Source organism: Mycobacterium sp. P4_H6, from assembly GCF_056400845.1.
In genome coordinates this window covers 116,039-128,343 of sequence record NZ_JBFUKN010000002.1, presented here as the reverse complement: position 1 = coordinate 128,343, position 12,305 = coordinate 116,039, and the positions used below count along the sequence as shown (strand labels likewise).

The 12,305-nt window shown below is 67.8% G+C and carries 12 protein-coding genes; 5 read left to right on the top strand and 7 right to left on the bottom strand.

Annotated features, from left to right (window positions below):
• Position 1 precedes the first annotated feature (1 nt).
• Genes AC1DTF_RS01525 through ypfJ form a run of 5 tightly spaced genes read right to left on the bottom strand, consistent with a single transcriptional unit; the run spans position 2 to position 4,438 of the window.
• The gene (locus AC1DTF_RS01525) at positions 2-823 is read right to left on the bottom strand and encodes a mycofactocin-coupled SDR family oxidoreductase (protein ID WP_477472764.1); all 822 of its coding nucleotides are present in this window, start codon (positions 821-823) and stop codon (positions 2-4) included.
• Positions 820-2,382, bottom strand: a complete 1,563-nt coding sequence (locus AC1DTF_RS01520; RefSeq protein ID WP_477472763.1) for a flavin-containing monooxygenase — start codon at positions 2,380-2,382, stop codon at positions 820-822. Before AC1DTF_RS01520 ends, AC1DTF_RS01525 begins: the two co-directional genes overlap by 4 nt.
• Positions 2,379-2,966, bottom strand: coding sequence for a TetR/AcrR family transcriptional regulator (locus tag AC1DTF_RS01515; RefSeq protein WP_477472762.1), 588 nt, complete (start codon positions 2,964-2,966; stop codon positions 2,379-2,381). The genes AC1DTF_RS01520 and AC1DTF_RS01515 overlap by 4 nt, the downstream gene beginning before the upstream one ends.
• A 33-nt stretch (positions 2,967-2,999) precedes the next feature.
• Positions 3,000-3,542, bottom strand: a complete 543-nt coding sequence (locus tag AC1DTF_RS01510) for a DinB family protein (RefSeq protein ID WP_477472761.1) — start codon at positions 3,540-3,542, stop codon at positions 3,000-3,002.
• Positions 3,539-4,438, bottom strand: coding sequence for a KPN_02809 family neutral zinc metallopeptidase (ypfJ, locus tag AC1DTF_RS01505; RefSeq protein WP_477472760.1), 900 nt, complete (start codon positions 4,436-4,438; stop codon positions 3,539-3,541). Before ypfJ ends, AC1DTF_RS01510 begins: the two co-directional genes overlap by 4 nt.
• 81 nt (positions 4,439-4,519) lie before the next feature.
• Here ypfJ and AC1DTF_RS01500 point away from each other — a divergent pair, with 81 nt between their 5' ends.
• A complete protein-coding gene (locus AC1DTF_RS01500) occupies positions 4,520-5,995 on the top strand; it encodes a carboxylesterase/lipase family protein (protein WP_477472759.1) in 1,476 nt (491 codons plus the stop codon).
• On the opposite strand, the gene AC1DTF_RS01495 is transcribed toward AC1DTF_RS01500, so the two are convergent.
• The gene (locus AC1DTF_RS01495; RefSeq protein ID WP_477472809.1) at positions 5,992-6,483 is read right to left on the bottom strand and encodes an SRPBCC family protein; all 492 of its coding nucleotides are present in this window, start codon (positions 6,481-6,483) and stop codon (positions 5,992-5,994) included. The two genes, AC1DTF_RS01500 and AC1DTF_RS01495, sit on opposite strands and share 4 nt — an antisense overlap.
• Before the next feature lie 118 nt (positions 6,484-6,601).
• Here AC1DTF_RS01495 and aspS point away from each other — a divergent pair, with 118 nt between their 5' ends.
• The 3 genes from aspS to AC1DTF_RS01480 all read left to right on the top strand — a co-directional run bounded on the left by aspS (position 6,602) and on the right by AC1DTF_RS01480 (position 10,363).
• Complete coding sequence (gene aspS, locus AC1DTF_RS01490) at positions 6,602-8,413, top strand: aspartate--tRNA ligase (protein ID WP_477472758.1); 1,812 nt, start codon at positions 6,602-6,604, stop codon at positions 8,411-8,413.
• Positions 8,410-8,871 carry a nitroreductase family deazaflavin-dependent oxidoreductase gene (locus AC1DTF_RS01485; protein WP_477472757.1) on the top strand — a complete coding sequence of 154 codons (462 nt, stop codon included), beginning with the start codon at positions 8,410-8,412 and terminating at the stop codon, positions 8,869-8,871. Before aspS ends, AC1DTF_RS01485 begins: the two co-directional genes overlap by 4 nt.
• A 175-nt stretch (positions 8,872-9,046) precedes the next feature.
• Entirely contained in the window at positions 9,047-10,363 is a 1,317-nt protein-coding gene (locus AC1DTF_RS01480) for a hypothetical protein (RefSeq protein WP_477472756.1), read from the top strand.
• Between the two features lie 3 nt (positions 10,364-10,366).
• Here AC1DTF_RS01480 and AC1DTF_RS01475 read toward each other — a convergent pair whose 3' ends face one another.
• Positions 10,367-11,551: a thiolase family protein gene (locus tag AC1DTF_RS01475; RefSeq protein ID WP_477472755.1), complete on the bottom strand. Its 1,185-nt coding sequence runs from the start codon at positions 11,549-11,551 to the stop codon at positions 10,367-10,369.
• A gap of 96 nt (positions 11,552-11,647) precedes the next feature.
• On the opposite strand from AC1DTF_RS01475, the gene AC1DTF_RS01470 reads away from it, so the two are divergent.
• Complete coding sequence (locus tag AC1DTF_RS01470) at positions 11,648-12,145, top strand: winged helix-turn-helix transcriptional regulator (RefSeq protein ID WP_477472754.1); 498 nt, start codon at positions 11,648-11,650, stop codon at positions 12,143-12,145.
• The last annotated feature ends 160 nt before the right edge of the window (positions 12,146-12,305 follow it).

Genomic DNA, 12,305 nt, shown 5'->3' with positions numbered 1-12,305 from the left:
CTCAGATCTTCAGATAGCCCTTGTCCGCCGGGATCTGGGCCGCGGTCACCAGTGACGCGCCGTCACCGGCCAGCCACAGCACGATATCGGACACCAGGTCGGGTGCGGCCAGCGAATCGGTCGGCAGTGCGCCCGGCGAGAAGCTGTGGATGTAGGTCTGGTGGTCGGCGAACATCTGGTACATCGCCACGTCATTGCCCATCGGGGTGTCGGTGCCATAGGGATGCACCGAATTCACCCGGATGCCGTACGGGCCGAGTTCGATCGCCAGCGAGTTGGTCAGCGCCACCACCCCGAACTTGGTGGCGCAGTAATGCCCGCAGCCGGGTACCGCCTTGATGCCGGCCGCCGAGCTGATGTTGATGATCGAGCCGCCGTTGCCGGCTTCGATCATCGGTGGGACGACCGCCCGGATGGTGTTCCACACTCCGGTGAGGTTGATGTCCAGGGTGTCCTGCCACTGCTGCGGCGAGATCTCCCACAGCCGGCCCCAATTCAGCACACCCGCATTGGCCACCACGATGTCGAGTCGGCCGAACTGCTCGACGGCGTCGGCCACGACCCGCTGCTGCCCGTCGGAATCGCGGACGTCGACTTCGCGGGCCAGGATCTTGCGGCCCTCGCCCTCGACCAGGGCGACRGTCTCGGCGAGATCGGCGGCGGTCGCCGGGGGATATMCATTGCCGGTCGCGACCGGCCCGCACGCGTCGATCGCGACGATGTCGGCGCCGGCCCGGGCCAGCCGGACACAGTGCGAACGGCCTTGCCCGCGCGCGGCTCCGGTGACATAGGCAACGCGTCCGGCCAGCGGCAATTCGGTCATGCGGGCTGCTCCTCGGTCAATGCCTGCGCACTGCGCCGGCTGAATCGGTAGTCGTCCAGCGGCCCGCGGCGGGCGAACCGCCGTGCCGCGGTGATGGTCTGCGGGCGGTGATAGACCGTTTCGCGGCGGGAGTTGACGAAGTAGGTGCGCAAACCCGGGTTGCAGTCGGTGAAGTATAGGTGCGCGGTCTTGCCGCGCCGGGCCATATCGGCGTTCCAGCGGGTGAACGCCTCCTGGGTGACCGCGGCGACCTGGGAGCCCTGGCTCCGGGTCTGCCCGATCACCCGCGCCGCGTGCCGGGCCATGGTCTCGACGAAATCGCACCAGGCGAAGCCGACGAACCCGTGCGGGCCGACGATCTCCCACCGGTTGGGCAGCCGGGGATGGGCGGTGCCTGCGTAGCTGGCCATCCCGTGGGTGCGGTAGTACTCGGCCAGGTCGAAACCGTCGGTGCCCAGAATCGTTCCTGGACGGTAGGTTTCGGGGTCGGTCCACAGTTCGTAACCGGTGGCCGCCACCAGCAGGTCGGCGGGCCGGTGCACCCCGTCGGCGGTCTGCACGCCGTCGCGGGTGATCCGCTCGATGGGGGTGGTGATCAACCGGGTGTTCGGGTTGTTCAGCGCGCGGAAGAACGCGCTGGAGATCACCGGCCGTTTGGCCACGATGCCGTAGCGGGGCACCAGCGCCGCCCGGGTCGCCGGGTCACGCACGGTGCAGCGCAACAGCAGCCGGTACAGCCCCCGGCAGTAGGCGTCATACAGCGGGATCAGCCGCACCAGGATCCGGTCCGGGAGCCGGGAGAAGACGTGCACGATCGGCGCGACCATCGCGATGTCCATCAACAGACGTCCGGCGGCGTTCACGCCCGCCAGCACGCCGGGGAGCCGCAGGATCCGCTGCAGTATCGGCGGCAGATCGAAGTCGATCTTGGGCAGCACCCATGCCGGGGTGCGCTGGTAGATGTCCAGCTGTGCCGCCTCGGCGGACAGGGCGGCTGAGATCTGCACCCCGCTGGAGCCGGTGCCGATCACCGCGATGCGTTTACCCGCGGTGACATAGGAGTCGTCCCAGGCATTGGGGCGCAGGATGGTTCCCGCGAAGTCCTCCGTGCCGTCGATGTCGACACGCTGTTTGGCGTTGACGTAACCGCCCACCGAGCTGATCAGGAAGCGCGCGGTGAGCTCGGGCCGACCGCGGATGGTGAGGCGCCAATACCCGGCCGTGTCATCCCAGCGTTGTTGCAGGACTTCGGCATCGGCGATCAGGTGATCGTAGAGACCGAGCCGGGTGGCGGTGTCGCGCAGGTATCGGTAGAGCTCGGGTCCGGGTGCGAAGAGGCGCGACCAGTCGGGGTTCGGTGCGAAGGACAGTTGATACCAGAGGCTGGGGATGTCGACCGCCAGACCGGGGTAGTGGTTGTCACGCCAGGTCCCGCCGAAATCTGCCCCGCGCTCGATGATGACGAAATCATCGATGCCCTGGCGGCGCAGATAGTGCGCCGAGGCGATCCCGCCGGGGCCGGCGCCGATGATGGCCACCTCGTGATCGGGCTCGTTCACCTGGGTCTCCCGTTCAGTCCGTCGATGATGAAGCCGGCCGCGAATGTGCGCACCGCCCGGGGGCTGTCCAGATTGACGCCCATCGGGGGAAGCAGCTCGAAACTGAAGAGCACCCGCACGATCCATTCGCCGGCGCGGGTGGGATCCACTCCGGCGCCGACCTCGCCGCAGCTCTGGGCAGCCTTGACCCGTTGCCGCCACAGCGCCACCGCGCGGGTCACCAGGTCGTCGCCGATATTGCGCAGCAGCAGTACCAGGATGCTCTCGTTGATGCCGCCGGAGACAATGGAATCCGAGTGCCTGCGGTGTGCGCAGATGAGTACCGCCGCGGCCGCCACCTGATCGGCCAGGTGATCGTGGCGGTCCACCTCGGTGGCCATCGCGTCGACGAAACCGGCTGCCAGGTGGTCGAGGGCGACCTTGATGGCGTGGTCGCGGCTGCCGTATGCGTTGTGCACCGTGCCGCGTGACACTCCGGCGGCCTCGGCCACGGCGGTCAGGCTGAACTGYCGGGGACCCAGCCTGCGCAGGGTGTCCGCGGTGGCGGCGAGCAGCGCCGGTGAGCGGGAACCGGGACGCGCCATGTTGAACACATTAACCAGATGTGTGCAACGTGGTCAGTGAATCAGCGAAACTGTCCCAGACACGTCCCAGGCGTGGTGGACGATATCGTGCAGGTGGTAGACCGCGATGGTGGCGACGGTGAATTCACTTCCATTGCTGCGTAATCCGCGCCGATTCCAGCCGTCATCGGGGACCCGGTCATAGCGGTCGGCGACGGTGGTCGCCGCAGCGCACAGTTCACCCGCGACGGCGGCAGGATCCTGGGACGCGTAGTCATCGGCGATCGCGGTGGCGTCCTGGTCCCAGTTCGGGAACTTCGGCTCCACTTCGGTCAACATCAACTGCACGCGGTGATCGAAGATGCGGTGCACATCCCGGATGTGGCAGCCGTACTCCAGGTGCGACCACACCCCGGGTGCCGGGCGGACCCGGACATCCGGCTGCGCCAGTCTGGTCACCCAGGCCGCGGCGTCGCGGCGGATGCGGCCGGCGACACCGGTAGGTCGCACGGTCGCGGGGTCGAAACCGCAGTCCGGGCAGGCCCGGGTCAGCACCCAGGTCCAGTCCTTGTCGTCGGGGACGATTTCCTCGGTCACAATGCGCCGGGGGCGAAGGTATCGCACTTGTTCGGGTCACCGGTCCGGTAACCCTGCGTGAACCACTTCTGCCGCTGCTCGGAGGAGCCGTGCGTCCAGGCCTCGGGATTCACCCGGCCGGTGGCCTGCTTCTGGATACGGTCATCGCCGACCGACGACGCGGCCGAGAGCGCATCGGCGATATCCTTGTCGCTCAACGGTTCCAGGAACGTCACGTCGGTGCCCTCCTGCTTGGTGATCGCCGCGTAGTGCGCCCACACCCCGGCATAGCAGTCGGCCTGCAGCTCGGTGCGCACCCCGCCGCCGGTCGGGCCCTGCGGGTCCTGCTGCGCACGCCCGAGTACCCCGAGCAGATTCTGGACGTGGTGGCCGAACTCGTGGGCGACGACGTACTCCTGGGCCAACGGGCCACCGCTGGAACCGAATTGATCTCGCAGCACATCGAAGAAGTCGGTGTCGAAATAGGCCGTGCGGTCCGACGGGCAGTAGAACGGGCCCACCTCGCTGGTGGCCGGGCCGCAACCGGTGTCCACCGATCCGGTGAACAACTGCACCTGCGGCCGCTGATAACCCTGTAGCTGCTGTGCCCACACGGCATCCACCGAGTTCCCGGTGGCGATCACCCGGCACTGCACGATCGCGTTGGCGTCCGCGCCGGTCTTGCACTGGCTCAGATCGAATCCCGGAGCGGAAACCCCTTCGGTGTCATAGCCCCCGCCCTGGGTCTGCGGCATCACGCTGCCCGGATCCACCCCCAGGAAGAGGGCGACCACGATGAGCAACAGTCCGCCGAGGCCGCCGCCGACGGCGATGCCACGTCCGCCTCCGCCGCGCCGCCCGCCGCCACTGCTCGACGTGGTGCTCGTGTCGATCTGCATACCTTCGTTGAAGGTCATCGTCCCCACCAACCCCATCTGCGTGTCGGCACCCGCCGCCTGGTCCGAGCCGGGCTCAGCTTTCCACACTACGATTCAGGGGTGCCCCCTGTCGCCGAACTGACGACGATCGTGGAGACGACCCACGGACTGCTCCGAGGCGCCACCGACGGCGGGGTGGGCGTCTGGCGCGGCGTCGCTTACGCCGAACAACCCGTGGACGATCTGCGCTTCATGGCGCCCCGTCCGCTGCAGCCGTGGTCGGGGGTGCGGGACGCGATCGATCACGGCCCGCTGCCGCCGCAGGGTCGCTCCTTTGTCGGTGGCGGCCGCGACGACCCGAAGATGCGCGACGAGGCCTGCCTGACCGTCACCATCTGGTCACCCGATGTGTCCGCATCGTTGCCCGTGATGGTGTGGATTCCCGGTGGCGCGTTCGTATACGGCGCCGGCCAACTTCAGCTCTACAACGGCTCCCGGCTGGCGGCCAACGGCAACGTCGTCGTGGTCAACGTGACCTATCGGCTCGGCGTCTTCGGCGGATTCGAGCTCGGCGATCTCGGGCCCGGTTTCGATGACAACCTGTGTCTGCGTGATCAGCTCGCGGCGCTGCGCTGGATCAGGGAGAACATCGGAGCGTTCGGCGGAGATGCCGGACAGGTGACGGTGTTCGGTGAATCGGCGGGTGCGACGTCGGTGCTCGCGTTGCTGGCCAGCCCGGCCGCCGAGGGCCTGTTCGACCGGGCCATCGCGCAGAGTCCGGCGCTCCCGCTGATCGCCGACCGGGAGAGCAGGGCCCGCCAGTCGCATGCGTTCCTCGCCGAACTCGGCGTCGGGATCGACGAGATCAAGGCGCTGCCGCAGCGCAAGCTGCGCCGCGCCGCCGGTCAGATCCAGTTGGAGAGCGCGGCCCAGACACCCACCCTGGCGTACGGACTGACCCACGGTGTCGACCTGCTACCGCACCATCCGATCGACGCGGCGCGTTTGGGGCGGGTGGCCACAATCCCATTGATCATCGGGACCAACAGCCATGAGGCGTCGATGTTCGCCTGGGGCAAGCCCCCCATGCTGCCCACCACGGCCGCAGGCATCGACGGCTTCTTCGCGCGCCGGGCGCCGGAGGCCAGGGATCGGGTACTGGCCGCATATCCGGGTTTCCCGCGCAGGCGGGCGCTGGTCGATTTCGGTTCCGACGCCATGTTCGGCGCGCCCACCTGGGCGTTCGCCGACGCTTATAGCGCCGATGCGCCCACCCACGTGTACCGCTTCGACCACACCACGTGGACGCTGAAGGCGCTCGGTCTCGGCGCGACCCACGGCAGTGAGATCGTGCACATCCAGCACAGCTACAGCTCCTACCTCGGTCGCAAGCTGCATCCACTGGGTCGTCGGGTGCAACCCTCGGTGGGCAGGCGGATGCAGCGCACCTGGCTGGACTTCGCCACCGATGGGCTCAGCGAGTGGCCGCGCTATGACGCGAAGGACCGGCGCACCCTGGTGATCCGCTCGTCCCGCGATGTCACCGTCGAGGATCCCGATGCGATCCGGCGCGCGGCCTGGGACGGGGTGTACTAGCCGTAGTGCGTGTCGGTGTAGCGGCGCAGGTTGTTCAGGAACCGCTGAAACATCCACGCCATCAACGGTTTTCCCGCGGACATACCCAGCCGCGCGGCGGTGCCGTTCGGCTTCATCGCCATCACCCAGGTCAGGTGGCAACCTTTGTCGGTCGGCACGATCCAGTAATCCTCGGCGAAGGCGGCGATGCTGGTCGTCGACGCATCGTTGAAGCGAAAAGCCATGTGGCTGTAGGGCTCCCAGGCGAGAAACTCCTCGTGACCGATGATCCCGCCGCGCATCGTGACGGTACGGGTGGTGCCGATGTCATAGGGCTGTGGACTGGTCCAGGCCACGTCGGTGATGACACTGGCCCACTGCGGCCACGACCCGGCATCGGAGAGCACCTCGAACAGCTGCTCGGGCGTGACGGCCAGGTCGACGGTGCTGACGAAGCGGAACGGGGCATCGGAGATGAAATCCAGGTCGACGCGCTCGCACGGGTACATTTTCGCCACCCGCTGACCCTAGCCGGGCCCGTGACCAGCCGCGGACTGCGGTCGTCGGGCGCCGCAGCCACCCCATTAGACTGAGCTGTCGTTCCACCCATCGTCATGAGGAGTTTTTGTGCTGCGCAGCCATGCCGCCGGATCGTTGCGGTCCACCGACGCCGGTCAGACGGTGACCCTGGCGGGCTGGGTGGCGCGCCGGCGCGACCACGGCGGTGTCATCTTCATCGACCTGCGCGACGCTGCCGGCGGGCAGGAGCGAAGCGACTCGGGGAGTTGGCAGGGGACRGCTCAGGTCGTCTTCCGGGACGCGGCGGTGCTGGAGCAGGCGCACCGGTTGCGGGCCGAATTCTGCGTCGCGGTGACGGGCGTCGTCGAGGTGCGCCCCGAGGGCAACGCGAACACCGATATCGCCACCGGTGACATCGAGGTCAACGCCACCGAGCTGACGGTGCTGGGGGAGAGCGCACCGCTGCCGTTCCAGCTCGACGAGACCGCCGGTGAGGAAGCGCGCCTGCGTTACCGCTATCTGGATCTGCGCCGCGAGGGGCCGGGTAACGCAATCCGGTTGCGCTCCAAGGTGAATGCCGCCGCCCGCGGCGTGCTGGCCGAGCATGACTTCGTGGAGATCGAGACCCCGACGCTCACCCGGTCGACTCCCGAAGGCGCCCGAGACTTCCTGGTGCCCGCGCGCCTGCAACCCGGCTCGTTCTACGCGCTGCCGCAGAGCCCGCAGCTGTTCAAGCAGTTGCTGATGGTCGCGGGCATGGAGCGCTACTACCAGATCGCGCGTTGTTACCGCGACGAGGACTTCCGGGCCGACCGCCAGCCCGAGTTCACCCAGCTCGACATGGAGCTGAGCTTCGTCGAGGCCGATGACGTCATCGCGGTCTCCGAAGAGATCCTCAAGGCGCTGTGGGCGCTGGTGGGCTACGACCTGCCGACGCCGCTGCCGCGGATCAGTTACGCCGACGCCATGCGCCGGTTCGGCTCGGACAAGCCCGATCTGCGCTTCGAGGTGGAACTCGTGGAGTGCACCGAGTACTTCAAGGACACCACCTTCCGGGTGTTCCAGGCCGACTACGTCGGCGCCGTCGTGATGGCGGGCGGGGCGTCCCAGCCGCGCCGCACCCTGGACGGCTGGCAGGAGTTCGCCAAGCAGCGCGGACACAAGGGCCTGGCCTATGTGCTGGTCGGCGAGGACGGTGAACTGGCCGGCCCGGTCGCCAAGAACCTGACCGACGCCGAACGCGCCGGGCTGGCCGCCCACGTCGGCGCCCAGCCGGGGGACTGCATCTTCTTCTCGGCGGGTTCGGCGAAGGCCGGCCGGGCGCTGCTCGGTGCGACCCGCATCGAGATCGCCAAGCGGCTGGACCTGATCGATCCCGCCGCCTGGGCGTTCACCTGGGTGGTGGACTGGCCGCTGTTCGAGCCCGCCGACGACGCGACGGCCTCCGGTGACGTCGCCGTCGGCTCCGGTGCCTGGACCGCCGTGCACCACGCGTTCACCGCGCCCCAGCCGCAGTACGAGGCCACCTTCGACACCGCGCCCGGCACCGCTCTGGCCAATGCCTACGACATCGTGTGCAACGGTAACGAGATCGGCGGCGGGTCGATCCGTATCCACCGCCGCGACGTCCAGGAGCGGGTCTTCGCGATGATGGGCATCGATCACGATGAAGCCCAGGACAAGTTCGGATTCCTCTTGGACGCCTTCACCTTCGGCGCGCCACCGCACGGCGGCATCGCCTTCGGCTGGGACCGCATCACCGCGCTGCTGGCCGGGGTCGACTCGATTCGCGAGGTCATCGCGTTCCCGAAGTCCGGCGGTGGGGTGGACCCGCTGACCGACGCGCCCGCCCCGATCACCGCGCAGCAGCGTAAAGAAGCGGGAATAGACGCCAAGCCGGAGAAGCTGGACAAGGCATGACCGAACCTGAAAACGGCTTCGACAAGGAAAAGCTGATCGCCGACGCATCGGCGCTCGACGACTTCAACCGCGGCGTGGTCGAGGAGTTCCGGGCGAACGCCGGCAAGGTGGGCGGACCGTTCGAGGGCGGCACCCTGATCCTGCTGCACACCGTCGGCGCCAAGTCGGGTCAGCCCCGGCTCTCGCCGCTGGCTTACCTGGAGATCGACGGCAAGGTGCTCATCGTCGGGTCCTACGCCGGTGCCCCGAGCAACCCGGCGTGGGTGCACAACCTGCGGGCCGATCCGAAGGCGCACATCGAGATCGGCACCGACGCCTACGACGTGACCGCCCGGGAACTGCCCGACGACGAGCGCGACGCGACCTATCCCAAGATCGTCGAAAAGGCGCCGGTGTTCGCCGAGTACCAGGCCAAGACCTCGCGGGCCATCCCGCTGTTCGAGCTCGTGCGCGCCTGATCCGGCGCATCGGGGAGTTTGCCAAACCCTGAGTGTCCGCTGTGTAGTGCAGTACGCTCACCTGCGATATTGCTGAGCGCCGCTTGCCAGACCGCAGACGGCCGGACTCTTTGCGGGGGCTGTTGTGCGGAACCGTCTTGCCGGGAAACCCGGCGCGCCGAACACGGTCGACTACATGGACCACGCGTCGTACATCGCGCTGCGGGCCCTGCGGCGCGGCCCCGTCGGGCAGTCCGTGTGGATCTACGAACGCGGTGTCGACATGGACGGACTGCGCCGTTTCCAGCGCAACCTCGGACACACCCTGCTGGGCCGCCGTATCGAACGGTCGCCGCTCCCGTTCGGCAGGCACCGCTGGGTGAGCAGCGCGGGACCGGACAGTATCGCCGTCAGTACCGGCGAGCGTGCCCGTTCCGAAGTGTGGGACTGGGCCAATGAGCGGGCCAAGATACCGGTCGATCCGGAAACCGGACCGGCCTGGCATCTGGCCGTGCAACCGCTGACGGGTGGCGGTTCGGCGGTGTCACTGGTGTTCTCGCACACCATCGCCGACGGCGCCGCGTCGACGCTGTCGATCGTGTCCGCCGTCGAGGGCCACAGCTGGGATCTGGGTTACCCGGAACCGGGGGCGCGTCGCTTCGGCCGGGCGCTGCGCGAGGACATCGGCACGACGGCGCGGTTGCTGCCCGGAATTCCGTCATCGCTGGTCGGGACCGTGCGGCTGCAACGTCAGCAGGCCGCGGCCAACCCCAGGCCCAAGACGGCGAAGGCCAAGAAACCTGTCGCGACGTCCGGCTCGAACGAGCCCGTCACCGTGCCGATGGTGGCCGCGAGCATCGATGCCGAGACCTTCGACAAGAAGGTTGCCGAACTCAGCGGCACCCGAAACGCGTTCGTCGCCGCGCTGGCCGCCCGGCTCGGCCACGCGCTGGGCCGGGTGGACGACAACGGGTTGGTCATGCTGACCTTCCCGGTGAGTGAACGCACCGACGGTGACACCCGAGGCAATGCGCTGAACGTCATCACCGTGACCGTGGATCCGAACACCGTGGTGACCGATCTCGGGCCGATGCGTAAGGCCGTCAAGGACGCCCTCGTCGAGATGCAGGCGACCCGGGACGCCCTGATGGCGCCGCTGCCGCTGATCCCGTTCGTGCCCAAGTTCCTGATGGCACAGGTGGAAAAGGCGGTGCTGCAGGAGGGGCAGCCGATCGGCTGTTCGAATGCCGGTGACATGCCGCCCGCGTTGAGCCGGATCGACGGTACCGAGGCGGACTTCTTCATCGGTCGGATGATCGAGAACGGGGTCACCGAAACGGCTTTCGCACGCCGCGGTGGACACCTGGCACTAGGGGTCACCATCACCAACGGCGTCGTCGCCATCAGCATCGCGTCATGGAAGGTCGGCGGCCCGAACTCGGCGCCGGCCCTGGCGGATGCCGTCACTGCGGCATTCGGCGATTTCGGGCTGGCGCCGAAGATCGAGTGGTGAGGCCTAGAGCCGTTCGATGATGGTGGCGTTGGCCATGCCGCCGCCCTCACACATCGTTTGCAGGCCGTAGCGGGCCCCGCGCTGCTCCAGTGCATTGACCAAGGTGGTCATGATGCGCGCGCCGCTCGCCCCCAGCGGGTGGCCGATGGCGATGGCGCCGCCGTTGACGTTCACCTTCGCCAGATCGGCACCGGTATCGGCGGCCCAGCTCAGCACGACCGGCGCGAAGGCCTCGTTCACCTCGAACAGGTCGATATCGGCCAGCGTCAGGCCTGCACGCCGCAGCACCTTCTCGGTGGCCGGGATGACGCCGGTCAGCATGTAGAGCGGATCGGAGCCCACCACGGTGGTGGTGTGGATCCGGGCCAGCGGACGCAGACCCAGCCGTTTGGCGGTCGCGCCGCTGGTGATCATCACCGCGGCGCTGCCGTCGGACAGCGGCGACGAGTTGCCCGGGGTGATCTCCCAGTTGATCTGCGGGAAGCGAGCCGCGTACGCCTCGTTGTAGAACGCCGGCCGCAGGCCGGCCAGGGTCTCCACGGTGGTGCCGGGACGGATGATCTCATCGGTGCTCAGCCCGGCGATCGGTGCGAGTTCGGCGTCGAACAAGCCGGCCTTGGTGGCCGCCGCCGCCTTCTCGTGGCTGCTCGCCGAGAACTCGTCGAGCTGAACGCGCGACAGGTTCCACTTGGCGGCGATCAGTTCGGCGCTGATGCCCTGCGGTACCAGGCCGTCGGGGTAGCGGGCGGCCATGTCCAGGCCGAACGGGTCGCTACCGGGCAGTACCGAGGAGCCCATCGGCACCCGCGACATCGACTCGACACCCGAGGCGATCACGATGTCGTAGGCCCCGGCGAGTACGCCCTGGGCCGCGAAGCTGATGGCCTGCTGGCTGCTGCCACACTGGCGGTCCACCGTGGTGCCGGGCACCGACTCCGGGAATCCGGCACCCAGCAGGGCATTCCGGGCAATGTTCACCGACTGATCGCCGACCTGTGTGACCGCGCCTGCGATGACGTCGTCGACCAGGGCCGGGTCGACGCCGGTCCGTGCGATCAGCTCGCGGAGGCTGTGGGCCAGCAGATCGGCGGGCAGCACTCCGTGCAACGCACCATTGGCCTTCCCCTTACCGACCGGTGTCCGGACGGCACCGACGATGACCGCGTCACGATCCGAGAATCCCGACATTTCTGCTCCTCAATAACTCGTCGCTGAGTACTGCTCTCTATACTTAGATGTAACACCTAGGTCTAGTTACAACAACCCAGCTTCGGAGTGATCTACATGACAGTGCTGCAGGGCCCACTGGCCGATCGTGACGCGTGGTCGGCCATCGGGGAGTGTCCGATCGAGAAGACGATGACCGTGGCGGGTCAGAAGTCGGCGATGCTGATCATGCGGGAGGCCTATTACGGCACAACCCGATTCGACGATTTCTCCAAGCGGGTCGGCATCACCAAGGCCGCGACCTCGGCGCGGCTGTCCGAGCTCGTTAACGCGGGTTTGCTGGAAAAGCGGCCCTACCGGGAATCCGGGCAGCGGGAGCGCCAGGAGTATGTGCTCACCCCGGCCGGCGTCGACTTCATGCCGGTGGTCTTCTCGATGTTCGAATGGGGCCGCAGGCATCTGCCCTACAACGGCCGGCTGCAGCTGACCCACCTCGGCTGCGATGCCGAGGCCCATGTCGAGATCGTTTGCGAAAAAGGGCATTCCGTGGGTTTTGCCGAGTTGGGGATGCGGCTGGTCCGCAGGGGCGGGGCACCCGCGACGGGTCAGGTGTAGCCGCCCACCGGCGACGGTTTCGGGTTATTGTCGGCCGACTTCCAGGCATTGCCGCCCGAGATATTGACAGATTCGTTAAAATTCGTCAGCTACGTCGATCAGGTGTACGGGGGGCCCGCACATGGCGACGGATATTCCGTGTCAAGAGAGGCCCCGGCAA

What these genes read in the sequence shown, in the direction of transcription:
- AC1DTF_RS01470 (WP_477472754.1), top strand. Translation starts at nt 11,648, where the DNA reads ATGACAGTGCTGCAGGGCCCACTGGCCGATCGTGACGCGTGGTCGGCC.
- ypfJ (WP_477472760.1), bottom strand. Translation starts at nt 4,438, where the DNA reads ATGACCTTCAACGAAGGTATGCAGATCGACACGAGCACCACGTCGAGC.
- AC1DTF_RS01475 (WP_477472755.1), bottom strand. Translation starts at nt 11,551, where the DNA reads ATGTCGGGATTCTCGGATCGTGACGCGGTCATCGTCGGTGCCGTCCGG.
- AC1DTF_RS01495 (WP_477472809.1), bottom strand. Translation starts at nt 6,483, where the DNA reads ATGTACCCGTGCGAGCGCGTCGACCTGGATTTCATCTCCGATGCCCCG.
- AC1DTF_RS01485 (WP_477472757.1), top strand. Translation starts at nt 8,410, where the DNA reads ATGACCGAACCTGAAAACGGCTTCGACAAGGAAAAGCTGATCGCCGAC.
- AC1DTF_RS01480 (WP_477472756.1), top strand. Translation starts at nt 9,047, where the DNA reads ATGGACCACGCGTCGTACATCGCGCTGCGGGCCCTGCGGCGCGGCCCC.